This is a genomic window from Yoonia sp. JB2-21 (assembly GCF_055693545.1).
Genome location: NZ_JBVFUC010000001.1, coordinates 457,805 through 483,821, shown reverse-complemented (window position 1 = coordinate 483,821; position 26,017 = coordinate 457,805). Strand labels below are relative to the sequence as shown.

At 55.5% G+C, this 26,017-nt stretch carries 10 protein-coding genes and 3 pseudogenes; 10 read left to right on the top strand and 3 right to left on the bottom strand.

The features are described 5' to 3' along the window. Nucleotides 1-12: 12 nt before the first annotated feature. The 7 genes and pseudogenes from ACZ1G5_RS02370 to ACZ1G5_RS02340 all read left to right on the top strand — a co-directional run. A pseudogene (locus ACZ1G5_RS02370) lies at nucleotides 13-180 on the top strand (DDE-type integrase/transposase/recombinase); the annotation flags it as partial. Continuing rightward, nucleotides 178-1,335 (top strand): annotated as a pseudogene (locus ACZ1G5_RS02365) (type I restriction-modification enzyme R subunit C-terminal domain-containing protein); the annotation flags it as partial. The pseudogenes ACZ1G5_RS02370 and ACZ1G5_RS02365, both read left to right, overlap by 3 nt. Before the next feature lie 421 nt (nucleotides 1,336-1,756). After that, entirely contained in the window at nucleotides 1,757-3,961 is a 2,205-nt protein-coding gene (gene glgB, locus ACZ1G5_RS02360; RefSeq protein ID WP_472731332.1) for a 1,4-alpha-glucan branching protein GlgB, read from the top strand. A gap of 22 nt (nucleotides 3,962-3,983) precedes the next feature. Then, nucleotides 3,984-5,236: pseudogene (gene glgC / locus ACZ1G5_RS02355) on the top strand (glucose-1-phosphate adenylyltransferase). Further along, entirely contained in the window at nucleotides 5,236-6,660 is a 1,425-nt protein-coding gene (glgA, locus tag ACZ1G5_RS02350) for a glycogen synthase GlgA (RefSeq protein WP_472731331.1), read from the top strand. Before glgC ends, glgA begins: the two are co-directional and overlap by 1 nt. Nucleotides 6,661-6,668: 8 nt before the next feature. Continuing rightward, complete coding sequence (gene glgX / locus ACZ1G5_RS02345) at nucleotides 6,669-8,747, top strand: glycogen debranching protein GlgX (protein WP_472734257.1); 2,079 nt, start codon at nucleotides 6,669-6,671, stop codon at nucleotides 8,745-8,747. 31 nt (nucleotides 8,748-8,778) lie between these two features. Continuing rightward, nucleotides 8,779-10,410, top strand: a complete 1,632-nt coding sequence (locus ACZ1G5_RS02340; RefSeq protein ID WP_472731330.1) for an alpha-D-glucose phosphate-specific phosphoglucomutase — start codon at nucleotides 8,779-8,781, stop codon at nucleotides 10,408-10,410. Here ACZ1G5_RS02340 and ACZ1G5_RS02335 read toward each other — a convergent pair. After that, on the bottom strand, nucleotides 10,403-12,019 hold the full coding sequence (locus ACZ1G5_RS02335; protein ID WP_472731329.1) for an alpha-glucosidase: 1,617 nt from the start codon (nucleotides 12,017-12,019) through the stop codon (nucleotides 10,403-10,405). The genes ACZ1G5_RS02340 and ACZ1G5_RS02335 overlap by 8 nt on opposite strands. A gap of 1,239 nt (nucleotides 12,020-13,258) precedes the next feature. Between ACZ1G5_RS02335 and ACZ1G5_RS02330 the strand changes: the two genes are divergently transcribed. Genes ACZ1G5_RS02330 through ACZ1G5_RS02320 form a run of 3 tightly spaced genes read left to right on the top strand, consistent with a single transcriptional unit; the run spans nucleotide 13,259 to nucleotide 21,438 of the window. After that, nucleotides 13,259-17,893 (top strand): hypothetical protein, encoded by a 4,635-nt coding sequence (locus tag ACZ1G5_RS02330; RefSeq protein ID WP_472731328.1) that lies wholly within the window; start codon nucleotides 13,259-13,261, stop codon nucleotides 17,891-17,893. A gap of 12 nt (nucleotides 17,894-17,905) precedes the next feature. Continuing rightward, entirely contained in the window at nucleotides 17,906-21,178 is a 3,273-nt protein-coding gene (locus tag ACZ1G5_RS02325; protein ID WP_472731327.1) for an RHS repeat domain-containing protein, read from the top strand. Next, on the top strand, nucleotides 21,175-21,438 hold the full coding sequence (locus tag ACZ1G5_RS02320; RefSeq protein WP_472731326.1) for a hypothetical protein: 264 nt from the start codon (nucleotides 21,175-21,177) through the stop codon (nucleotides 21,436-21,438). The genes ACZ1G5_RS02325 and ACZ1G5_RS02320 overlap by 4 nt, the downstream gene beginning before the upstream one ends. Before the next feature lie 469 nt (nucleotides 21,439-21,907). On the opposite strand, the gene ACZ1G5_RS02315 is transcribed toward ACZ1G5_RS02320, so the two are convergent. Then, complete coding sequence (locus ACZ1G5_RS02315; protein WP_472731325.1) at nucleotides 21,908-24,841, bottom strand: efflux RND transporter permease subunit; 2,934 nt, start codon at nucleotides 24,839-24,841, stop codon at nucleotides 21,908-21,910. Between the two features lie 4 nt (nucleotides 24,842-24,845). Then, the gene (locus ACZ1G5_RS02310; RefSeq protein WP_472731324.1) at nucleotides 24,846-25,937 is read right to left on the bottom strand and encodes an efflux RND transporter periplasmic adaptor subunit; all 1,092 of its coding nucleotides are present in this window, start codon (nucleotides 25,935-25,937) and stop codon (nucleotides 24,846-24,848) included. Nucleotides 25,938-26,017 lie beyond the last annotated feature (80 nt).

The window sequence follows — 26,017 nt, the reverse complement described above, 5'->3', positions numbered from 1 at the left end:
GGGGGATTACCGAACCTAGCGATCCGAGCACTGAAAATGGCCATCGTCTTCAGGTCACCGCCCAAAGGCTGAATTCATCACACGGATCGTAGATCGCAATACTGCTCTCACGACTACCAGAAGATCCTGCGAAAGCACGGCTTGAAGGTGTCGATGAGCGGCAAAGGCAATTGTGACGACTGTGAGTATACCGAAGCCGAAATCAATTCGAAGATTGTCATCCCCGAACGCGAGCAAAGCCGCATTCACGAGTTCATGGATCAGATCAACCCGCGCCAAAAGACGCTTGTTTTTTGTGCGACCCAAAACCATGCCGCCGCCGTGCGCGACTACATCAACCAGATCAAAGACATCGACGATCCGCACTATTGTGAACGCGTGACAGCCAACGACGGTGCGCTGGGCGAGCAACATTTGCGAGAGTTCCAAGACAACGAGCGCAGCATCCCGACGATCCTGACCACCTCGCAAAAGCTGTCCACTGGCGTCGATGCTCGAAACGTCCGCAATATCGTGTTGATGCGGCCCGTGAAGTCGATGATCGAATTCAAGCAGATCGTTGGGCGGGGGACACGCACGTTCGAGGGCAAAGATTTCTTCACGGTTTTTGATTTTGTGAAGGCATACGAACATTTCAATGATCCTGAGTGGGATGGGGAACCGTTGCCGCCCGATGATCCCAAACCGCCAAGACCGCCCTCAAGCCCGACTGGTGTAGGTCCGGGCGATCCAACTGATCGGAGTGCGGAACCCGAAGCAAAGATCGTGATAAAGTTGGCGGACGGCAAAGAGCGCCAAATCAAATACATCGCGACGACGACCTATTTTTCGCATGATGGAAAGATGATCTCTGGCGAAGAGTTCATGCAGCAGTTGTTCGGTGATCTTAGTGATCTGGTGAAAGACGAAGATCACTTGCGTGCGATTTGGAGCAATCCCGAAACCCGCGTCCAATTCTTCAAGGTGCTTGCGGATCGGAGCTATGACGCTGACCGTTTGGAGGACATGAAACGGTTGATTGACGCGCCCAATAGCGATGTATTTGACGTGCTGGCCTACGTCAAGTTCACTTTGGTTCCACTGGCACGGTCACAACGGGCAAGGGCGGCACGCGACATTGGGTTGGCTGGGATTGAAGGAGAGATGCGCTCTTTTCTTGAAGCTGTGCTAGCAGCCTATGAAATCCACGGGGTTGATGAACTTGCCTTATCGAAAATCAGCGACTTCTTGCGTGTCAGATATGGCGGTACTAATGGTGCAAAGAATGCACTCGGCGCTATCCCTGATATCAAGCGCGCATTCATGGATATTCAAACGCATATCTACGCCAACTGATGCCAGTAAATTGGCTCTAAGAAAATTTTTGGGGGTATCATTGGGGGTGTTGTGTGCGGTTGATCGTATTTTATGTATTGAAAGTAACTAGTTAGAAAGTAAATGTGGGTCCGTGTGGGCACCATTACATCAGATGGTTGTCGGACGTTAGCTGCCTTGTTTGGATCTGAAGGCGGCGCTTATGGTTCTCTGAAGTGGTTTTCAGTAGAGGTGTCTGCGTTGATTGAGCCATTTTAGCGCATATCAGCATATCGAGACTGCGTGTCATTCAACATCGACAGATCACTTGGTTCGGCATTTATGCCGCTGCGCCTGCTGCAATCATTGCTTGGGTTTGGTTGACGTTCATGCGTCGGACGTGATTGGGTCGTGGTAGCGCGACGACGTATGAGATGTTGTTTCGAAGGGCGGAGTGACGACGATGACGAAAAACAGCTGCGCTGAACGCCCGACTTTTTTGTCCGATGACACTTTATCATCTTTGCAAAGCGGCACGCATTCATCGGCTTACGAGGTTCTTGGTCCTCATAAGAGCGGAAAGCGACGCTGGGTCACTACGTTCCAGCCCGACGCGACCGAGGTCATCGCAACCGTTGCTGGAAAGCAAACACCATTGCACCGTATTTCAGACGATGTTTTTTCTGCTCCTGTGACCGGCGGGGTGTACACGCTCACCATGCGCTATGCAGACGGCGCTGAGCACACAACGAGGGACCCGTTTTCTTTTGCTCCAGTACTGACTGATTTTGATCAATATTTGATCGGTGAGGGCACCCACAAAGAGCTTTGGCGCGCGCTGGGCGCACATGTCACGAAACATCAGGGCGCAAGCGGCGTGCACTTCGCTGTCTGGGCACCGAACGCCAAACGCGTCAGTGTCATCGGCGACTTCAATGCGTGGGATGGGCGCAGACACCCAATGAGGCCTGCCGGCGAAACAGGCGTATGGGAGGTGTTTCTTCCCGGTGTCTGTGATGGGGCGCTCTACAAATATCAGGTCACCGGTATTGATGGACATGTCCGCGACAAGGCCGATCCGCTGGGGTTTGGGTCGCAGCACCCACCCGCGCAGGCGTCTGTCGTTCGCGATATTGCGGGATATGGCTGGACGGATGCATCTTGGATGAAAGACCGGGCAAGCCAAGTTGATCGCGCACAACCCATTTCGATTTATGAGGCGCACCTGGGATCTTGGCGTCGACGCTATGACGACAACGGTCGACCGCTATCCTACCAAGAGTTGGCGCGAGATCTGGTGTCTTACGTCAAATATATGGGGTTTACGCATATCGAGTTGTTGCCGGTTTCCGAATTTCCGTTTGACGGCTCTTGGGGGTATCAACCTGTGGGGCTTTATGCCCCAACGATCCGGTTTGGACCGCCAAATGAGTTTCGCGACTTTGTTGATGCGGCCCATGCTGCAGGCATTGGTGTGCTACTGGACTGGGTGCCTGGCCATTTTCCAACCGACGCGCATGGCCTTGCTCAGTTTGACGGCACCGCCCTTTATGAACATAGCGACCCGCGTGAAGGGTTTCACCAAGACTGGAACACGCTGATCTACAACTATGGGCGACGTGAGGTGAAGAACTACCTTGTGGCGAATGCGCTGTATTGGCTGGAGGAATACCATCTTGATGGGTTGCGGGTCGATGCGGTGGCGTCGATGCTTTATCGTGACTACTCGCGCAATGATGGCGAATGGGTGCCCAACAAGGATGGCGGGCGGGAAAACTATGAGGCCATCGCCTTTTTACAAGAGATGAACATTGCGGCTTATGGTGCAGAGCCCAGCATCATGACAGTCGCCGAGGAAAGCACCTCCTTTCCCGCTGTGTCCCAGCCTGTTCACGATGGCGGCCTTGGGTTTGGCTACAAATGGAACATGGGCTGGATGAACGACACGTTGCGGTACATGGAGAAAGACCCAATTTACCGCCAATATGATCACCACCTGATGACCTTCCCAATTGACTGGGCGTTCACCGAGAATTTTATTCTGCCGATCAGCCATGATGAGGTTGTGCATGGCAAGGGATCAATGATTGCAAAAATGCCCGGCAACGATTGGGAGAAATTTGCCAACCTGCGCGCCTATTATGCGTTCATGTGGACGCAGCCGGGCAAGAAACTCTTGTTCATGGGATGCGAGTTTGCCCAGCCAGAGGAATGGAACCACGACGCCGAATTGAATTGGGGTGCCGCTGACAAGCCCGCGAACCGGGGCATTCAGCAGCTTGTCCGCGATCTGAACACGCTTTACCGCGGCGCGCCCGCTTTGCACGCAAAAGACTGCGAGGCGGGTGGTTTTGATTGGGTGTGCAATGATCCTTCACAATCCACGATGGGCTTTTTGCGCTACGGGAACGACGGTGACGCCCCGGTGCTTGTTGTTTGCAATTTTACACCCGTCGTGCGGTCAGGTTTTCAAGTCGGTGTGCCAGAACCTGGTTCCTGGGAGGAAGTGCTCAACACAGATGCTGAGGTCTATGGCGGAGAAAACCGCGGCAATCTTGGGGGCTTTGAGGCCGAGGCCAAACCTGTGGACGGGCAGGGGTTTTCTGTGACGTTGACCTTACCTCCGCTTGCGGTGGTCGTTTTGAAGAAACGCGTTACAGTCACTTAAGACCAAATGAGGGGGAGAAGACATGCCGACAAAGCGTCTTACGCAGCGATCAATGGCTTTTGTACTGGCCGGGGGCGGGGCAGTCGTCTGAAGGAACTGACCGACAGGCGCGTAAAGCCCGCGGTTCCATTTGGGGGCAAGGCAAGGATCATCGATTTTGCGCTGTCGAATGCTGTGAACTCTGGTATTCGCAAAATGGCGGTGGCGACGCAGTACAAGGCACATAGCCTTATTCGCCACACCCAACGCGGCTGGAACTTCTTTCGTGCAGAACGCAATGAATTCCTTGATGTTTTGCCTGCGTCCCAGCGTGGTGGAAACGAAAGCTGGTACAAGGGCACGGCGGATGCCGTGACCCAGAACATTGATATTGTCGACAGCTACAACGTAGATTTCGTGATCATCCTAGCGGGCGATCACATCTATAAAATGGACTATGAAATCATGCTGCGACAGCATGTCGACACCGGCGCGGACGTCACGGTGGGTTGCCTTACTGTCCCGCGGATGGAGGCCACCGCATTTGGCGTCATGGACACCGATAGTGCAGGGCGGATCACCAGCTTTCTGGAGAAGCCCACCAATCCACCCGGCACGCCCGAAGACCCCGACAAGGCGCTCGCCTCGATGGGCATATATGTCTTTGATTGGGCATTCTTGCGCGACTTGCTGATTAAGGATGCCGAAGATCCAAACTCAACCAATGATTTTGGCAACGATCTGATCCCCGATATCGTCAAGAACGGCAAAGCCATGGCGCACCGATTTGACGAAAGCTGCGTGCGCAGCGACGGTGCGCCAGCCTATTGGAAAGATGTTGGCACGGTCGATGCGTTTTGGGAGGCACATATCGATCTGACAAACTTTACCCCGGAGTTGGATCTGTGGGACAAGGATTGGCCGATCTGGACCTACAACGAAAGCGTGCCACCGGCGAAGTTTATTCACGATGAACGTGATCGACGTGGCATGGCAATTTCATCCATGATTTCAGGCGGTTGTATTATTTCAGGCACCGAAGTACGTAACTCGGTGCTCTTTACCAGCGTACATACCAACTCTTACGCCGTGCTTGATCATGCGGTTGTTTTGCCAAATGTGGTTGTCCATCGATCTGCCCGCTTGCGCAAAGTTGTCGTCGACAGCGGTGTTGTGATCCCCGAAGGCCTGGTGGTGGGCGAGGATCCGGTCGAAGATGCCAAGTGGTTCCGTGTCACAGAGCGCGGTATTACATTGATCACACAAGAAATGTTGGACAAAAGGGCTGCCGGCTGATGACCAAGACGCTGTTCGTAGTGTCCGAATGTGCACCACTGGTGAAGACCGGTGGCTTGGCTGATGTGGCGGGCGCCTTGCCCGGTGCCTTATCTGACCTTGCCGTGCATGTCCGCGTCTTGTTGCCCGGGTACCGAACGGTTTTGGGTCAGATCGGCAAGACAAAAACAGTGGCACGCTACATGGATCTCTTTGGTGGATCGGCAAAGCTGTTGGCCTGTCAGGTTGCAGGCCTTGACCTGCTTATTCTTGATGCGCCTCACCTCTATGATCGCGATGGTGCCATTTATGGGGATCCCACGGGACAGGACTGGCCAGACAACGCCGAACGGTTCGGCGCGCTTTGCAAAGTGGGCGCGATGATTGCGGCCGATGGGGTGGGTGACTGGGTGCCAGACGTCGTACATGGCCACGATTGGCAAGCGGGCCTGACGCCAGAATATATGCAGGGGCTGGGCATTCAGACCCCATTTGTCTTTACAATCCACAACATTGCATTTCACGGGAACGCCGACGCCAGAAAGCTTGATGTTCTCGGCTTAGACCCGGGACGGTTTCGCTCTGAGTATTTTGAGTTTTGGGGCCAAATCTCAGCACTCAAAGCCGGGTTGGTCGGGGCGGCCAAGATCAATACAGTGTCGCAAACATACGCCGAAGAACTGCTGACCCCAGAGTTTGGGATTGGTATGGATGGTGTGCTGCGGGCACGACAAGCGGATCTATCGGGCATCGTGAATGGTATCGACCTGAATGTCTGGAACCCACAGACTGATCCAAACATCGCCCCCTACAAGTCCATTGCGGGCAAAGCTGTGAACAAAAAAGCGCTGCAAAAGACCTTTGGTTTGGGGGCGTCTGACGGCCCCCTTTGTGTCTTGGTGTCACGTTTGACCGCGCAAAAGGGCATTGATCTGTTGCTTGATGCTTTGCCAGCCCTTCTTGATCGTGGTGGGCAGATTGCATTGCTGGGATCGGGTGATCCAAAACTTGAAGTTTCTCTGCTAGAGGCCTCAGATCGTTTCGAAAATATGTCGGTGAAGATCGGCTACGATGAAGCCTTATCGCATCAGATGATGGCGGGTGGTGACGTCATTCTTGTGCCGTCGCGGTTTGAGCCTTGCGGGCTGACACAGCTGTATGGGTTGCGCTATGGCACACTGCCGCTCGTCGCCCTGACGGGCGGATTGGCCGATACGGTGATTAATGCATCACCTGCCGCACTTTCCTGCGGCGTTGCAACCGGATTGCAGTTCTTTCCAATCAGTGCGCAGGCCCTTGCCAATGCCTTTGTGCGGCTTGATGGGCTTTATCGTGATCGTAAGGGCTGGAAAGCCATGCAGCGCAATGCCATGAAGCAACCCGTGGGCTGGGAGACGTCCGCCGCCGCATATAAAGACATCTACGACAGCCTGATCGAGACCTAGCATTGAACATCGGACCCTTTGAGATACGACCGGGACGCCCAACCCCACTGGGGGCGACCCTGGATCCCGATGGCGTGAACATTGCTGTCTTTTCGCGCTATGCGACCAAAGTGATGTTGTGCCTGTTCGACGATGATGGAAACGAGCATCAGATCGTCACGCTACCAGAACGCGAAGGCCATGTCTGGCACGGTTATTTTCCCGGTATGAAAGCAGGCCAGCAATATGGGTTTCGGATGGATGGTCCCTATGACCCCAAGGCGGGGCACAGGTTCAACCCTTATAAGCTTCTGATTGATCCCTATGCTAAGCAATTGACAGATCATCCCACGTGGAACGACGCACTTTTTGGCTATAAGCCCGGACACAAAGAAAAGGACCTTAGCTTTAACAAGGCCGATAGCGCCCCCTACATGCCGCGCAGCGTTGTAGTAGACCCGTTGTTCAACTGGGAAAACGCGGCAGAGCCACGGCACCCCATGGAAAGCTCAATCATCTATGAGGCGCATGTCAAAGGGCTAACGGCCGGACGCACCGATATTCCCAATCCCGGGACCTATCTGGCAATGGCTTCTGATCCGATCCTCGAACACCTTAACAATCTGGGTGTGACCGCCATTGAGTTGCTACCAGTCCAAGCGTTTCTGAACGAAAAATTCCTGCTTGATCGCGGATTGACGAACTATTGGGGGTATATGACCTACGGGTTCTTCGCTCCTGATCCGCGCTACATGCAGGGCGCTGATATTGCTGAGTTTCAGCAGATGGTGCGCCGCTTTCATTCGGCAGGGATCGAGGTGATCCTCGATGTTGTTTACAATCACACAGCCGAAGGGTCCGAGATGGGCCCAACGCTGATGTTTCGCGGGTTGGACAATGCCAGCTACTATCGGTTGGCCGACAACCCGCGCTATTACATTGATGATGCTGGATGCGGAAATACGCTGGATTTCGAAAATCCCTTTGTTATTCGGCTGGTTATGGACAGTCTGCGCTATTGGGTAGAGGTCATGCACGTCGATGGTTTCCGCTTTGACCTATGTTCGGCTTTGGGCCGTACGGCGCGCGGGTTCGAACGCGATGGGCCATTCTTCCGGGCCATTGGGCAGGATCCTGTGCTCAATCAAGTCAAACTGATTGCCGAACCTTGGGATATTGGGCCGGGCGGCTATCAGTTGGGTGCTTATCCTGCGCCTTTTGCGGAATGGAACGACAAATACCGCGACAACGTCAGAGAGTTCTGGCGTGGTGACGCCGGCAAGGTGCGTGAAGTGGCGGAACGGTTGGTTGGGTCCGCCCCCTATTTTGATCATGACGGCCGGGCGGCCACGGCGTCATTGAACTTCCTGACCGCGCATGACGGTTTTACTCTGCAGGATACAGTCAGCTACAGTCGCAAACACAATTTGGCCAATGGTGAAGACGACCGCGACGGACACGACAACAACCATTCCGATAGCATGGGTGTCGAAGGTCCAACGACCGACGTCAAAATCAACGCGGCCCGAACACGGCGCAAGCGCAACATGATGGCGACGCTCATGCTGTCGCAGGGTACGCCGATGATGCTGGCCGGGGACGAAGTCAGTAACTCACAAAGTGGCAATAACAACGCGTACTGCCAGGACAATGAAATTGGCTGGATCAACTGGCCGGAGAAGGACGATCCCTTCTTTACGTTTTGCCAGCAAGCCATCGCGTTCCGTAAGATGCACCCATTGCTGCGCCAGACCCGTTTTTTGCATTCACGCCAACGGCTGATTGACGGCGAGCCCGACCTGTTCTGGCGCCGGGCGAACGGTGACCCGATGAAGCAAGAAGACTGGGACAATCCCGACCTTGATACGTTGGTCGCTGAAATGCGCATGGCGTCTGGCTCACCTGAATACGTCAGAAGGGAAGGGGCGTTGCTGGTCGTTCTCAACCGCGGGAAAGCGGTTGAGATTGCGGCACCCGATTTGCCAAGTGGCGATACTTGGGTGCGCCGCTTTGACACCAGCCAAGAGGACGCAATCAAGGTCACGCCGGGAATGGGCGTGGCGGCGGACAGTGTCGTGGTGTTTTCACAAGAAGCCGTAGACGGTTAGGCTGCGCATAAGACGAATGGAAGGACGAGATATGCCGATGCAAAACGTGCGGACCACGCCGATAGAAGGGCAAAAGCCGGGTACGAGCGGCCTGCGCAAGAAAACGTCAGTCTTCAGGCGCCCTCATTTCCTCGAAAACTACGTCCAGTCGACCTTCGATGGGATTGGTGGAATCGCAGGTAAGACACTGGTGGTCGGCGGAGACGGTCGCTTTTTTAACGATCAGGCGATCCAGATCATCCTGCGCATGGCCGCGGCCAATGGCGCGGCAAAGTGCATTGTCGGGCAAGATGGGATTTTATCGACACCCGCGGCATCGCATCTGATCCGATTGCGGGGCGCTGATGGCGGTTTGATCCTGTCAGCCAGTCACAACCCCGGCGGTGCCGATGCCGACTTTGGTTTGAAATACAATGGGCCCAACGGTGGCCCTGCCTCCGAAGCGGTCACCGATAAGATTTTTGAACGTACCAAGTCGCTTGATCTTTATAGGATTACAGCGGCGGGCGATATCGATCTTGGCATCGTTGGCAGCCAAACCCTTGAAAGTATGGCTGTCGAAATTGTCGATTCGGTTGCCGACTACGCGGCGTTGATGCAAACGATCGTTGATTTCGACAAAATTCGCGCCTTGTTCGCAAGGGGTTTCACCATGTGCTTTGACGCCATGCATGCCGTCACCGGACCCTATGCCCATGCGATCCTTGAAGATACGCTGGGTGCCGCCAAGGGCACGGTAGTTAATGGCACGCCAAGCCCTGATTTTGGGAAAGGGCATCCTGATCCCAACCCAATCTGGGCCAAGACACTGATGGACAAGATGTATGGCGCAGATGCACCCGACTTTGGCGCGGCATCTGATGGCGATGGGGATCGCAATATGATTGTTGGGCGGGCGGCCTACGTCACGCCGTCTGACAGTCTGGCACTGTTGACGGCGCATGCGCATCTTGCCCCGGCGTATCGGACTGGTTTGTCTGGGGTCGCCCGATCCATGCCCACATCCCGTGCGGTCGATCGCGTGGCCGAGCATCTTGGTATTGCATGCTTTGAAACACCAACCGGGTGGAAGTTCTTTGGCAACCTTCTGGACGCTGGCAAAGTGACCCTTTGCGGTGAAGAGAGCGCAGGCACCGGTTCTGATCATGTGCGTGAAAAGGATGGGCTTTGGGCTGTTCTTTTGTGGCTCAATATTCTGGCTGAGACTGGAAAGTCAGTGCCAGAGCTGATGACGGATCTTTGGACAGCGCATGGCCGCTGTTATTATTCCCGTCTCGACTATGAAGATGTGGAGAGCGACAAGGCCGCAGAGATGGTGGACGGTTTGCGCTCCAAGCTTGCGACCTTGGCGGGTAGCCAAGTTGGCAAAATGGTGATCGAAGCCGCCGATGAATTTGCCTATCTTGACCCGGTTGATGGGTCAAAATCAGCGGGGCAGGGTATTCGGATTGCGTTCGAAGGGGGCGCGCGCGCTGTCTTTCGTTTGTCCGGCACAGGCACGGAAGGCGCGACCATCCGGCTGTATCTGGAGCAATTGGAAACAAACCCTGACCGCCTGCAGGATGACCCGGCGAAGGTGCTGTCCAATGTGCGGAACGCCGCGCTGGCGCTGTCGGATCTGCAAGCAATAACAGGACGCGATGCGCCCGATGTGATTACCTGACGGGAAGCGGTGCCTCAGGACCGTGTGAAAGATAGGCAAAACCGTTTCCGCCCAACTCGATTGCGCTATCCGACAGCGTTGCGGCTTGGCCGACAGCGATTTTTGCGGTTGCTTTGATTGGCAACCTCTGCGGTTCTTTGGAAAGATTGAAGATGCAGGTCAACGTCTGATCAGGGTGATCGCGTGTGAACGCCAGCAAAGGTTCCCCAAGAGAAATGAATGTGGTTTTGCCGCGTGACAATGCGGGGCTGTCTTTGCGATAGGAAATCATCTCTTTGTAGTAAGACATGATACCATTGGGGCCCTGTTGGTCGACGGCTTTTGCCGCTTGTGGGGCCTTTACGGGCAACCACGGCCGACCGTCGGAAAACCCGGCGTTTGGCGCGTCCATCTCCCAAACCATCGGCGTGCGGCATCCATCACGGCCTTTGACGGCTGGCCAGAAACGGATTGCGGGTGGATCGGTCAGTTCTTCAAACACCAGCTCTGTTTCTGTCTGTCCCAGTTCTTCGCCCTGATAGATGCCGATGGTGCCTTCGAATGACATCAGCATCGCGCAGGCAAGGCGCGCAATCGTATCCTCTGACACGGCATAGTCCGCCCAGCGTGTCACTTGGCGGGGCACATCATGGTTGCTGAAGGACCAATAAGGGTGACCGTCCGGCGCGCCGGATTGGAAACCCTCGATACAGTTGCGAAAATGTTCGGCGCTAAAGTCAGGGCCCAACATCGCAAAGCTATAGGCCATGTGCAGACGTTCGGTGCCTTGGGTGTATTCGCCCATAATTTCAATCGAGCGGCGTCCCATTTCGCCAACTTCGCCCACCATCATTATATCGTCATATTGATCGGTCAAAGCGCGCAAACGCTCCAGAAAATGCAGGTTCTCGGGCCTGGTTTTGTTATAGATGTTGCTTTGCATCCCATAGAGGTCCGTCGCCATCACTTGCGGCTTCGCCTGTGCGGGCGGGTTTGAGCGCAGCTTTTGATCGTGGAAATAGTAGTTCACCGTATCAAGGCGGAACCCGTCCAACCCACGATCCAGCCAGAACTTGCAGGTTTCCAGCATTGCATCAACAACGTCGGGATTGTGAAAATTCAGATCGGGCTGGGACGGTAGAAAGTTGTGCAAATAGTATTGCCCACGCTGCGGGTCGAATTCCCATGCAGGGCCGCCAAAATGGCTGTGCCAGTTTGTTGGCGGCGATCCATCTGGCAATGGATCTGCCCAGACATACCAATCGGCTTTGTCGTTGTTCCGGTTGACACGCGATTGTTTGAACCAGTCATGCTTGTCAGACGTGTGCGACAACACCTGATCGACAATCACCTTCAGCCCATGGGCATGCGCGCCTGCGATTAGCGCATCAAATGCAGCGAGGTCCCCAAACAGAGGGTCGACTGAAAGATAGTCAGAAACATCATAGCCCATGTCAGCCTGCGGTGATGCGAAGATAGGGGACAACCAGATGCAATCCACGCCAAGCTCCGCAATATGATCAAGTCGATGGGTAATACCAGCAAGATCCCCAACGCCGTCGCCGGTGCTGTCTTGATAGGACCGCGGATAGACTTGATAGATCACCGCGCTCCGCCACCACTCGTTCATTCAAATGCTCCCGCCACTGGATGTCTGCTCTCATGGCGTAGAGCGAAAGGGGTGGAAGGTAAACCGAATGCGACAATGACACGAATGAGAACAACGTGGATGACGGTGGCATACTCTATGCTGTTGCGAAATCGCCTGCGTCTATTGCGGTGCAGTGTAGCACGCCGCCTGAGGTTTAGGATCAGTTCTCCGTTAACCTTTGAAATGGCGCAAAGCGCACTTCATCGGCAATTTGTCGCTGATCGAAATATTAAGGTATTTGTCCTGAAAAGTTACGTTCCAGTGCTCGTTTTGGCCGCGCGCGTCAAATCGACCAAGAATAGGGGAGGAAACAGCGAATTGTCCGGCTAATGTTTGCGCGTTTGCTTACAGTTTCATCGTTTTGGGTGTTCGGTGGTGTGCTCGGCGTTGCTTCTCGCTAAGTGCATGCTTTTTGGGAACTATTTTTTCTAGTCACAAGTTTGGGATCATCTGTTAGCTATTGTGGTGGCTGGGCTAAGACGCCGTCTAATCCGGCAAAGGACATCTGGCGTCGCGGGGGCGGGCAATGACGAAACACCAATTTTCCCGAATCGGTTCGACCTTGGTTTGCGGATGTGGGTCTGCGACCTCGCAGTCGATTTTGTCCGGCCGAGACGCGCTGAATATCCTGGTGATTGCGTCAACGACACGGCGGCAACATTTTCGGTGGCCTGTCCAAATGGCTACGTTGCCGTCAGGCCGAACAAAGTGTTGTTTCGCCTGACAGGGGCCGGGCATGCGTCGATGCAAAAACAAGAATACCACGATTGGGACTGAGGAAAATTCAATGACGAAAACATGGCTCCAGTCATCAGGAAATGGTTTTGGAAAACTAATCTTGATGGCGTTTTTGTTGCTTTGCGCCGTATCGACATCAGCAAACGCCCAATTCGCGACATTGAATGACAGTGACCCGTTTAATACGGCCTTTAACTCTTCACCAACGGCGTCGGGCACCATCGATGATGTAGGCAGCGGCAGTGGCCCTGGTGGGTGGAACACGGCGCAATTCGATTTTGACTACGGTTTTCCTGCAGGCAGCAGAGCAAATTGGGCGGGCGGGGTCCAATTCCAGGTGCAGGATGGTGTCCAACAACTGTGGAATCAGCCGGAGAATACTGATTTTCCCAATGGCGATGTCGCAGAATACGTCATGCGTTTCACACGTGGTGTGGCTGGGCTGACCTTCTATCAGGGGGGCTCGACAACGGGGACACTGTGCGGATCAGGGCGCTCTATCAGGGTGCCCCAGTCACGTTGCAAGATGACTACTTTGACGCCTTTACCGGATCGGTCTCACTCGTATCGAATGACGGTGTCTCCGCTGTTCTTTTGGGTCCTTCCAGCGGCAGTGGGGATGAGCGTCTGCGAGAGTATCGCGTAACATTTCCAGACGATGTCCTTGTGGACCGCATCGAGTATATTGTCGGGAAGGGCGCCGTGAGTTCCGGTAATACGGTCACGCTTGCATACTACCTGTTCGATTGGCTGCCGATCCCGATAAATGCTGAGGACGACATTGGCCCGACCGTGTCAAATGCAGCAGACTCAACAAATGTACTGAATGTTTTGGGCGATAACGGGAACGGGCCGGATACGTTGGATGATCCCAACACGGCCGCCAGTGATCCTGCCACAACAACAACCGTTACCGTTGCAGCAACTGGCACGTTGCCGACGGGTATCACGCTTAATGCTGACGGCAGCATAGATGTTGCAGAGGGAACGACCCCAGGACCTTATTCGATCCCTTACCAGATCTGTGAGATCGCCAATCCTTTGAATTGTGCCACCGCTACCGCTACCCTGACTGTGGCTGCCATCCCCGATATTGTTGCGGAGAATGATGACTTCACGGCCGCTCCGGTCAATGGGGCTGATGGCGGTGATGCGGGCAATGTGCTGACCAATGACACGCTCAACGATGATCCGATTGATCCGGCGCTGACGACGATTCTGATCAATGATGATGGTGGTCTGACCGGCGTGACGATTGCGGATGATGGCACGCTGAGTGTGCCTGCGGACACGCCTGCGGGTCCTTACACGGTGACCTATCAGCTGTGCGAAGATGCAAATGCGGACACAAGCACGAACCCGGCGACGGGCAATTGCGACACGGCCACGGTCGAGGTGCTGGTGGAAGCGCCCGATATTGTTGCGGAGAATGATGACTTCACGGCCGCTCCGGTCAATGGGGCTGATGGTGGCGATGCGGGCAATGTGCTGACCAATGACACGCTCAACGATGATCCGATTGACCCGGCGCTGACGACGATCCTGATCAATGATGATGGTGGTCTGACCGGCGTGACGATTGCCGATGACGGCACGCTGAGTGTGCCTGCGGGCACGCCGGCGGGTCCTTACACGGTGACCTATCAGCTGTGTGAAGATGCAAATGCGGACACAAGCACGAACCCGGCGACGGGCAACTGCGACACGGCCACGGTCGAGGTGCTGGTGGAAGCGCCTGATATTGTGGCGGAGAATGATGACTTCACGGCCGCTCCGGTCAATGGGGCTGATGGTGGCGATGCGGGCAATGTGCTGACCAATGACACGCTCAACGATGATCCGATTGATCCGGCGCTGACGACGATCCTGATCAATGATGATGGTGGTCTGACCGGCGTGACGATTGCGGATGATGGCACGCTGAGTGTGCCTGCAGGCACGCCTGCGGGTCCTTACACGGTGACCTATCAGCTGTGCGAAGATGCAAATGCGGACACAAGCACGAACCCGGCGACGGGCAATTGCGACACGGCCACGGTCGAGGTGCTGGTGGAAGCGCCCGATATTGTTGCGGAGAATGATGACTTCACGGCCGCTCCGGTCAATGGGGCTGATGGTGGCGATGCGGGCAATGTGCTGACCAATGACACGCTCAACGATGATCCGATTGATCCGGCGCTGACGACGATCCTGATCAATGATGATGGTGGTCTGACCGGCGTGACGATTGCGGATGATGGCACGCTGAGTGTGCCTGCGGGCACGCCGGCGGGTCCTTACACGGTGACCTATCAGCTGTGCGAAGATGCAAATGCGGACACAAGCACGAACCCGGCGACGGGCAATTGCGACACGGCCACGGTCGAGGTGCTGGTGGAAGCGCCCGATATTGTTGCGGAGAATGATGACTTCACGGCCGCTCCGGTCAATGGGGCTGATGGTGGCGATGCGGGCAATGTGCTGACCAATGACACGCTCAACGATGATCCGATTGACCCGGCGCTGACGACGATTCTGATCAATGATGATGGTGGTCTGACCGGCGTGACGATTGCGGATGACGGCACGCTGAGTGTGCCTGCAGGCACGCCTGCGGGTCCTTACACGGTGACCTATCAGCTGTGCGAAGATGCAAATGCGGACACAAGCACGAACCCGGCGACGGGCAATTGCGACACGGCCACGGTCGAGGTACTGGTGGAAGCGCCGGAGATTGTGGCGGAGCCGGATAGTATTGATGGCATTGATGGTGCAACCGGAGCCGACGACGTGCTGTCTGTGGTCGAGAATGACCGGCTCAACGGTGAATTGCTAACGCCTGCAGACCTTGCGTCCGGCGAGATCACTCTGGAGGTTCTGACACCTGCGACGCCAATTGGTGGCGGGCTTGTGCCTGTCTTGGATATTGCGGATGGCACTGTTGATGTTCCTGCTGGCACGCCTCAAGGTGTCTATGTGATCACTTATGAGGTGTGTGAAGCGCTTAATACGGTGGGTACCGCAGAAAACTGTGCGACAACGACAGCGACGGTTGATGTCCTCCCTGATCCGCCTGTCGCCTTTGATGATGTCGTGACTGGTTTGCCGACAAATACGCCGGTGGACGTTAACCCGCTCATCGACAACGGCAACGGCGCCGATGTTGATCCAGACGGAGATCTGGTGCCAAGCACAGTTGTCTTCACTGGAACTGATGCGCCAGCGGGATCAGAAGTTACGGACGGTGGCAAAACCCTGACTGTGCCTGACGAGGGTGTTTGGACGATTGCCGATAGTGGCATTGTAACCTTTACGCCGAATGACGGGTATGTCGATGATCCGACACCAGCGGTCTACACAGTGTCTGACAATGATGGAAACCCATCAAATGAGGCAAGCATCACGCTGGACTTTGACCAGGCGCCGCCTGTTGCAGAGGATGATGCCCAGACGGGCGTTCCAGGCGTGCCAACGATCGTAGATGTGTTGTTCAACGACACTGATCCGGACGATGACATTGATCCTACGACAGTCGCCTTTGTCGATCCCGCAGCGGTGGACACCGACATGGATGGAGACCCAGACCGGCTAGAGGTCGACGGGCAGGGTGTCTGGACGATTGATCCTGATAGCGGTGCAATCACCTTCACAGCTGAGCCGGCCTTTACAGGCAATCCAACACCTGTGGACTATACGATCACCGATACGACTGAGTTAACCTCGGATCCTGCAAGTGTGACGATTACATACCCTGCCACGGGGACCGGCATTAGCGGCCTTGCGTTCAACGACAATAACGCCAGTGATACGTTTGATCCGACCGTTGATGAGCTCTTGCCCGGCGTTATCGTCGAACTGCGCGATCCTGACGGCAATCTGATCGCAGAGACGGTCACCGACGCTGATGGCTTCTATGAGATGACGGATTTCGCGGTTGGCGACGACTTTGTTCTTAGCTTCATAGATCCTGACACTGCAGAAGTATTGGGCACAATCCCTGACCTCGACTTTGGTATTGGGACTGTCCTGACCGATCAGAATTTGGCGATCGTGCCAGCGGTGCCAATCGGCTCGTTGCAGATTGCGAAGAATGCGTTGATCCGCGACGTTGTCGTTGGGGGCAGTGCTCCATTTGAGATCATCGTGACCAACAATACCGATGGTGAGGTTGGACCTGTGACAGTTCGGGACAGCTTGCCGGTTGGGCTGGTTTACACGCCTGATACGGCGACCGTCGGTGGCGTTCCTGTTGAACCCACAGTCGAAGGACGCACGCTGGACTTTACGGATGTGCTTGTGCCGGCGAATGGAACGGTGACAATCACGTTGCAAACACGTGTGACGAGCGCTGCTCCAAGCGGTGACATTGTGAACACCGCTGCCGTGATTGATCCAGAAACCGGTATTGTAATTACAAACCGGGCCGCCGCAACGATCAGGAGAAGACCCGAAGCGGTGTTCGATGCGTCGGACGTCATTGGCAAAGTCTTTGATGACCGCAACATGGACGGGTACCAGAACCCGCCCGCTGACAGTAATGTGTTGAGTTCCCGCGGCCCGATCACCGATTTTGACGCACCTTTGTCGGGCAAATTTGGCGGCGAGGCGATTGAAGCCGATCTTGAAGGTGAACCGGGCCTGGCCGGTGTCCGTCTTGTGACGCCAACGGGCACAATCATCACCACAGATCAATATGGTCGCTTTAGCATCCCCGCCGCCGAGTTGCCGGGAGCGATTGGCACAAACTTTGCGTTGAAAGTTGATACGCGTTCTTTGCCAACGGGTTACCGAATGACCACTGAGAACCCTCTTGTCATGCGTTTGACCGCAGGCATCGTGACCGAAATGAACTTTGGCGCTTCGATTGGTCGGGTTGTTGGTATTGACCTGACAGCAGCCGCCTATCAGTCGGGCACAACAGAGCCTGTTGATCGGCTTGAGCAGGGGATCATGGCATTGCTGGAACAGGTCAAGGATACCCCGTCGATTATTCGCCTGTCGTATTTTGCAAATGGCGAAACGTCGGCCACGACAGATGCGCGTCTGGATGCGGTTGAACAATTGATCACCGACAGATGGGCGAGCATGGGCCGATACCGGCTTGTGATTGAACGCACAACAAAGCAGATGCAGTAGGCGGTAAAGACTATGAACAACGTAAAAAACACCGCGAAAACAACACTGCTTTTTGGCGCAACTGCGCTCACACTGTCCCTTGGCAATATGACGTCCGCTCAGCAGATCAACGCCTGTGCGTTGCAGGATGGGGTTCTGCCTGCGGGATGTGAACAACCAAATGCGACGACCAATGCCACCACTGGTATTGCGCCAAATCTTGAACCAAGCACGGCCCCGCGCGTCAATGACGCGGGGTTTGTCCTGTCTATTGACGGGCAAACACTGGATACCGATCCCCGTATCGAAAACCAGATCAGGCGCACGGATCTTGCGCTGGCGCAGGCAGACATTCGGGTCAGTTTTGACGGGCTAGATCCACAACCGCGCCTGAATCTGGAAACGGTTGGTTTGGCGCAAAGCTATGCGCCCGGCGATACCGTCACGATACAGAGCGAGTTGAACTACCCCGCATTCGTAACGAGTGGTGAAATCCGCATCATTGATCGTGGTGCAGCGGGCGGGCCACGATTGCTGGCGACGGTGCCGATTGCGCCGAATGGCAATGTCCAGATACGTCTGCCGGATGGCGCTGACCTCGTTGCCGTTCACCGCGTTACCGACGCGCAAGGCCGGTTCGATGAAACAGAGCCCTTGCCTTTGTCGCGCCCGGACGACCGCGGCTTGCGCGCGGATGTTGAAGAAGGTTTCGATTTTACGGCTGAACGGAACATTCCGATCCGTGGCGGTGCCGTCACTGTCGCGGCGAACCAAGTGCCACCGGGTGCCCGCCTTGAGACCCTAGGCGAAGTGGTTCAAGCGGATTCAAATAGGAAAGTTGTGATCCAGCGCATCCTGCCGCCGGGTGAATACGCTGTTGATGTCGCAGTGCGCGGTGGTGCGGCACAGCGCACCGAACTCAGCCGCGATATCGTGATCCCCCGTGCTGACTGGTTCTATTTTGCTGTTGGTGATCTGACCTTCGGTCAGTTCAAAGACGGTGCGACTAATGAAACAGAGTTTCGTACGACGGGGCGTTTGCGCTATTACATAGACGGTGAAACCGCGTCTGGCGTGCAGATCACAACGTCGCTGGATACAACCGAAGGTGATCTGGACGAGATTTTCCAGCGCCTTGATGAAAAAGATCCACGATCCGTTCTGCAACGCATTGATCCATCTGACATTTACCCGACTTTTGGGGATGACAGCAGTCGGGTTGACAACACGCCAACCTCTGGAAAGTTTTACTTACGCGTTGAACAGGATGGAAACTTCCTGATGTGGGGCGACTATCAGAACCAGCTTGCGGGTTCTGCGTTCTTGCGCAACGAGCGTACGCTTTATGGTGCGCAGGCCTACTACGGAACGCAGTCACGAACCTCAGAGGGTGAGGCGCGTGCCTCAATATCGCTCTATGCGTCCCAGCCGGATCAACTTGTTGGTCGAGATGTGTTTCAGGGCACGGGTGGCTCTCTTTATTTCCTGCGTCAACAGGATGTTACGATTGGTTCTGAGACCATTACGGTGGAACTGCGTGACGTGACGACCGGTCGGGTCATAGACCGGCAGTCGCTTGTTGAAGGGCGCGACTATGAAATCAACTACATCCAAGGTTACGTCCGTCTGAATGCGCCTCTGAGCAGTTCATCCAACCCAAACCTGATTGAAACAAATCCGGGTGGAGATGTGCGCGTCAACCTTGTTGCACAGTATGAATTTACGCCGACGGCGACAAATGTCGACGGATTGTCTTACGGTGGCCGGATCGAAGGCTGGGCAACTGACAATGTCCGTCTTGGCATCACTGGGACCAGCGATGACACCGGCGGTGCGGACCAGACCGCAGCGAGCGTCGATTTGCGGTACCAGTTCGGTGACAACAGCTTTGTGCAACTGGACTATGCGGAAACAGACGGACTGGGCTTTGGCGCCAATTTTTCGACTGATGGCGGATTGATCATTGATGAAACGGCGGCCTCTGGCGGAAACGGACGCGCCGTTCGCCTCGAAGGGCAAGCGGACCTGACTGATCTGGGCTATGGTCGCACCGGCGTCATAGGCGGATATTATGAAGATCGCACTGCCGGATTTACGACACTCGACTATGAAACGGTCGATGATGAAACGCTCTACGGTGCATATGCCCGCGTGGAAGCTGAAGATGATGCGCTTGGCTGGGCTGTTTATGGTGATCGGCGCGATACGGACGCCGGCGTTGAAAAGTCTGAGGTTGGTGCCGAAGTCACGGGCCAACTAACGCAGAACTTGAGTTACGCGTTGGGCGCGGAATATCTTGATGAAACGACACCGACGACGCAGGGTGATCGGACAACCCTCGCAGCAAGGCTGGAATATGCTGCGTCCGAGGCATTGACCTTCAGCGTCTTTGGTCAGGGCACAGTAGAAAGCTCAGGCACTTTGGACGCCTATGATCGTTTTGGCGTTGGTGTGGTGCGTGGTTTTGACAACGGCTGGGCGCTGACGTCCGAAATTTCTGGTGGCACCGGTGGTGTTGGCGGCCGTATCTTGGCCGAGCGCGGCCGGGACAGCAACAGTAGCACCTACTTTGGATACGAACTTGATCCAGGGCGAGCGATTGATGCGGGTGTCTCGCAGTCGAACAATGGCGGCAAATATATTCTGGGTGGCCGTCGGCAGTTGAGTGATGATGTTTTGGCCTTTGGCGAGAACACCTACGATATCTTTGATACCTCACGTAAGCTGACAAGCACGTACGGTGTCGAGTATACCGCCACAGATTTCCTGACATACGATACAGCTTTGGAGTTCGCGCAAGTCGAAGACAGTGACAACGGCGATTTTGATCGGGTGGCCGTATCATTTGGCACGCGGTACGACGACGAGTCGCTGACGGCGCGCGCACGGGTTGAGTATCGTCGCGAGCGCGCTGATGAAACGTCATCGCGCTCGGACGCCGACACGATCCTTTTGTCGACCGATCTGCGATATGAGATTGACCCTACACAGCGCATTCTGTTTTCGTTTGATGCGGCGGATACCGAAACTGATGGAACATCACTGCTTGACGGGACCTTGGTGGATGCAAACCTAGGCTACGCTTATCGGCCAATCGACAATGAACGGCTGAATGTTCTCACGCGTTACCGCTATCTCTATGATATGTATGGACAAGACCTTGATGGCACTGTCGAAACAGGTCCCGTTCAGGAAAGCCACGTGTTCAGCGTCGAAGGGAACTACGATGTGAACCGGCATTGGACTATCGGGGCCAAGCTGGGGGGCGTTTCACTGAAAGCGCCATTGACGATGCAACGCCTTTGACGCGCAATGATGCGGCGCTGGCGATTGTGAACGCACGCTACAACGTTGTTCAAAATTGGGACGTGTTGATTGAGGCGCGTCAGTTCGAGGCATTCGACGCAGAGCTGAGTGAAACCGGATTTTTGGGTGTTGTCAGCCGCAGCATTGGCAGCAATGCGAAAGTCGGGGTGGGCTACAACTTCGGTTCATTCTCTGACGATTTGACCGACCTGACCTACGATGATGAAGGCGCGTTTCTCAACGTGGTTGTCAGTTATTGATCGAAAGGGTCCGGTGTAGGCCGGACGTCTTTCGGCATATCTTATGGCAGTAAGATGGATGACGCGCGGCGGGATACTGGCGCAATCATCAAGGGGCTGAGTGCCGGCCACTAACCTATTGGTGCAATGCCATACGGCGGCGAAACATATGACGCGATCATCCCGGCAGTACCTCGGCGCATTGACGAAATTGCCGCTGGCACCAACTGCTGTTTTTGTGTTCCGGCATGTGATCGTTTTATGCGGGCACGGAGCAATTTATGGCTGAACGTCGCCTCTTATTCAGCGGCGATCGCGACAACTCGTTGGGCCGCTTCTTTTGTCACAGGATCATCCATAACCTTCTGTTTTCTGCGGTAGACCAACGTGAACGCGGCGGGCGTAAAGAAGAACGAAATTACCGCTGACAGCAACACACCACCCGCGATTGCAACTGCGAAAGGTGGCCAAAAGCCACCGCCTGCAAGGATCAGCGGTAAGAACCCCCAAAGGTTGTGATTGTGGTTGAGGTAATGTGACGGCTGGAGCCCGTGACCACCCGTGCAATCGCATTGGTGTCTCCTGCTGCCGCGTCGGGATCGGCCTTCAGCCCGGTCAGAATGATGATCGCCGCATTGATCGACACGCCAATGGACCCGATCACCCCGATAATGGCGTTGATCCCAAAGGGAAACTGGAGCACCGCGAGCGATAGCATCGACAGACCCGCAGACAGAATGCAGACCACCAAAGCAATGGCGGTCAGGCGGAACGAATTGAATGTCAGAACAATCGTCGCAATTGTCAGAGTGACAATCAGACCAACAGAGGCAAGCAGATTGCCGACGGTGTCAGAGCGTGCATCGCTGTCGCCGCCCAGTTCGATCCGATAGCCGACCGGTACGTCAAACCCGCGGACCTCCAATGCGGCGAGAACGTCCTGCAATGCCTCCTCTGGTAAGACGCCGGGTATGATAAACGCTTGGACTGTGTTGATCCGTTCACCATTGCGGCGGGTGATCACACTCTCGGCCGGCTCTAGAACCGTTGTGGCCAATTCAGAGAAAGGTACCGCTGGCAAGATGCCAGTACCAGACAGGGCTGCTGCATTTGGCAAAAGGATGGGCAGACTGTTAACGGCCTCAAGATTGCTGCGCAGGTCATCGCCAAAACGGACCCGAACCGGCAGTTGATCAGTGCCTTCGACAAGGCTGCCGCCAGTGACGCCGACCAACCCTGCTTCTAACTGGGCCGCGACGTCAGTCAGGTTCATGCCAAGCAATCGCACAGTGGGTTCGTCAATTTGATAGCGCAGTTGTGGAGCCCCACTTACAACCCCGGCGCGTACCTGGGTTACAAGATCAAGGTCGGCCATGATGGCCCGTGCCTCGTTCCCAAGATCACGCAGGGTGTCGATGTCCGGACCGACCAGACGTACCTCTATAGGTGCTGCAACAGGTGGCCCCTGAACCAGATTGCGCACGATAATGCGGGCTTGGGGATAGCCGCGGTCAAGCTCGGCCTGCAATGCCGGCACGATGCGTGCGGCATCCGCGGCGGTCATTGTCTTAACCATCGCTTGGGCATAGGCAGGCTCAGATGATCGTCCGCCGGTGATATTGTAGTAAAAGGCAGGGCCCGACTTGCCCAAAGACCAATAAACCAGATCAACACCTTTGCTTGCCGCCAGTCGCGCATCAATCTCATGGGCGACGCTGGCTGTTTCGGTGATGGACGTGCCGGGCGGCATATCAATCTCGATATAGAATTGATCTCGCTCGACACCGGGGAAAAATTGCGCTGTCAGTGTGGGGAAGGACGCAAAGCCCAATACGGGCAGAACCAGCGCCAGCGCCATTGACCGCACCGGGTTGCGCACTGATACCCTGATGATTGCTTCAAATGCGCGGCCGAGTGCGGGGAGTTGCAGGCCAGAGGGTCTACTGCCTTTCAGAAACCAACCCGCCAAAGCTGGCGTCACTGTCAGAGCGATTAAAAGTGACCAGACTAACATCAAAACAACGGCGATTGCGATTGATCCTACAAAATCGCCCGCAGGTCCGGGCAACAGGATCATGGGGGTAAAGGACAAGGCTGTTGTGACGGTTGAAGCCAGAAGCGGGGCGGCCAGACGGCTGGTCGCGTCACCAACCGCAGTTGCGCGGTCCATTCCCCGACCAAGCCGTTGGCGTACTTCGTCCACCATCACGATGGCCGCATCCACAAGCAGCCCAAGCGCCACGATCAAACCGGTAACAGACATCTGGTGAATAGGCAGGCCAATGAAATTCATGCTAGCGAGCGTTGCGAGCGACACAACCGGTAACACGACAGCGACAATCGCCGCCGCTCGCAGGCCCAGTGTCACAAACAGAACCAGCACCACCAAAGTAACACCGATCGCCATATTGGTGCCGACCTCGGCCAGACGGTCGGCGGTATAGGTGCTTTGATCAAACATCAACGTCTCTGCGACCCCAACCGGGACTGCCGATGCGCCGACCTCAAGCGCCGCGCGCACAAAGCCCATCCAGCGATCAATCTGGACACCGTCCTGCGCAAGAACCCCTATAAGAACGGCGCGCTTACCGTTCGCGATGGCCAGCTCGCTTGCCGGTTCACGCACCCCGCGTGTGATCGTTGCGATGTCGGCAAGGGAGACGATTGCGCCATCCGCGTTTTGACGTAGGACAACATTGCCCAACCGGTCCAGCGTCTCAATTGCGCCAGAGATGTTGATGGTAAGATTGATGTCATCACCTTGAATGCGCCCGGCCTGTACCTTGCCATCCGCGCCCGTGATCAGCCGGGAAATATCCTGCGCCGTCAAACCAAGACCTGCCGCAGCCTGCGGGTCAACGGTGACCAGGACTTCCGTCTCTGGTTCGCCGAATAAATCGGCCGCACGCGTTGACGGGATGGCACGCAGGCGGTCTGCCAGCGCATTTGCATGGGCTTCGACAACTGCTTGCGGCACGCCATCATGTTCCGCAGTAATGGCGACGACAGCAGAGTAGGCAGAAATGCCTTCCGCGTTGAAGTCGGGGGCCTGCACGCCCGCCGGAAAAGACCGTCGGGCTGCCTCAACAGCGTCGCGTGCCTCGGACCATACTTGTTCGATTGTGGCATCATCAAGCGTCTGAACCAGCTCGACTGAAACAACGGACACGCCGGATCGTGAGACAGAGGTGACTACATCGACCTCGGGGATGGACTGCAGTTCTTCTTCAATCTCGGCCGTCACCAGCGTTTCCACCCGTGCAGGATCAGCACCTGGAAACTGTGTCGTTACTGTCGCAAAAAGATTGGTGATGGTCGGGTCTTCCTGGCGGCCCAATGAAAGGAATGAGGACATCCCAGCTGAGATAAGAACCAACAAGATAAGCGCTACAAGGCGTGGCTGGCGGAAAGTAAGCGTGTTCATCAACCTATACCCCGCCGTCCAGAACTTGCACCTGTTGGCCCGGAACGACGCGATGGGCCCCCGTGCCGATCAACTTTGCACCCTCGGTAAAGCTGCCTTGAACAAAGGCGCGATCACTTTGCTGGTATAGGACCTCGACTGCCGCTGTACGTACGACATCATCCTCAACGACGAGAACCGTCCAGAGACTGCCGGATCCTTGCTGTAGCGCATCAAGCTTGACCCATGCACCAAGTGCGGCCACGTCGGTCTGCACCAGGAGACTTGCTGTTTGACCAAATACAAGTGGTTGCGCGGTCTGCAGTGCAAAAAGCGCAGTGCGCGTGCGTGTTGTATGGTCGATGTCCGGGCGCAACTGCTGCAACTTAGCGTCATACCGCTGGCCTGCGACCTCGACAACGACGTCTTGAAGTTCGTCCTCGGCCACACTCAGTGGGATCCCGACACGGACATGCGGTGGCGCGGTTTCGATCAGCGTCAGCACCATTTGACCGGGGTTCACGGTTTCAGCGGTTTCAACATCCAAGGCGCCGACGCGACCATCAAACGGGGCATGCAGAACGGACTTTTCGATGTTGATTGCAACCGTCAAAAGACCTGCGTCTATTTCGGCGATCCGGCTTGTCAGTTCGTCGCGGGTTGCGCGGGCTTGATCAAGCGTGTCTTGGCTTGAAAATCCATCATTTTGCAGTTGTGCGGTGCGGCTCAGACGTGTTTCTGCAATGGTCAGCTGTGCAATTGTTGCATTTTTTGATGCCTCCAGTCGGGTGCGTTCTGCTTCAAGAAGCGCTGTATCAAGCCGCGCAATCACATCACCCTTTGCCACGTCTTCACCTTCGTCAAAGTTCAGTTCAGTCAGACGACCGCCCAGCTCAAACGACAGGGCCGCATCTGCGGTGGCTTCGACCTGACCCAAAAAGCGGCGGGTTGTTGTGTAGCGGTCTTCAAACTGAATAGACGATACAGTGACAGACGTCAGCGCGGCGGTATCTGGCGCAGGGGTGTTTTCAACCCGCTGAGTAAGCGCATCTGATCCTAAGGCAACCGCACCAACCGCAATTCCGACCACGAGAGTTGTTGCTCCGAGAATGCCCATTCGGCCCAAAACGCTTGGCTTCTTACTTTGTTGCATGACTTCACCTCTCGCAATGTTAGCGTCTCTAACATATGTTAGAA

What these genes read in the sequence shown, in the direction of transcription:
- glgB (WP_472731332.1), top strand. Translation starts at nt 1,757, where the DNA reads ATGACGAAAAACAGCTGCGCTGAACGCCCGACTTTTTTGTCCGATGAC.
- glgA (WP_472731331.1), top strand. Translation starts at nt 5,236, where the DNA reads ATGACCAAGACGCTGTTCGTAGTGTCCGAATGTGCACCACTGGTGAAG.
- ACZ1G5_RS02340 (WP_472731330.1), top strand. Translation starts at nt 8,779, where the DNA reads ATGCCGATGCAAAACGTGCGGACCACGCCGATAGAAGGGCAAAAGCCG.
- ACZ1G5_RS02335 (WP_472731329.1), bottom strand. Translation starts at nt 12,019, where the DNA reads ATGAACGAGTGGTGGCGGAGCGCGGTGATCTATCAAGTCTATCCGCGG.
- ACZ1G5_RS02325 (WP_472731327.1), top strand. Translation starts at nt 17,906, where the DNA reads ATGAACAACGTAAAAAACACCGCGAAAACAACACTGCTTTTTGGCGCA.
- ACZ1G5_RS02315 (WP_472731325.1), bottom strand. Translation starts at nt 24,841, where the DNA reads ATGAACACGCTTACTTTCCGCCAGCCACGCCTTGTAGCGCTTATCTTG.
- ACZ1G5_RS02310 (WP_472731324.1), bottom strand. Translation starts at nt 25,937, where the DNA reads ATGGGCATTCTCGGAGCAACAACTCTCGTGGTCGGAATTGCGGTTGGT.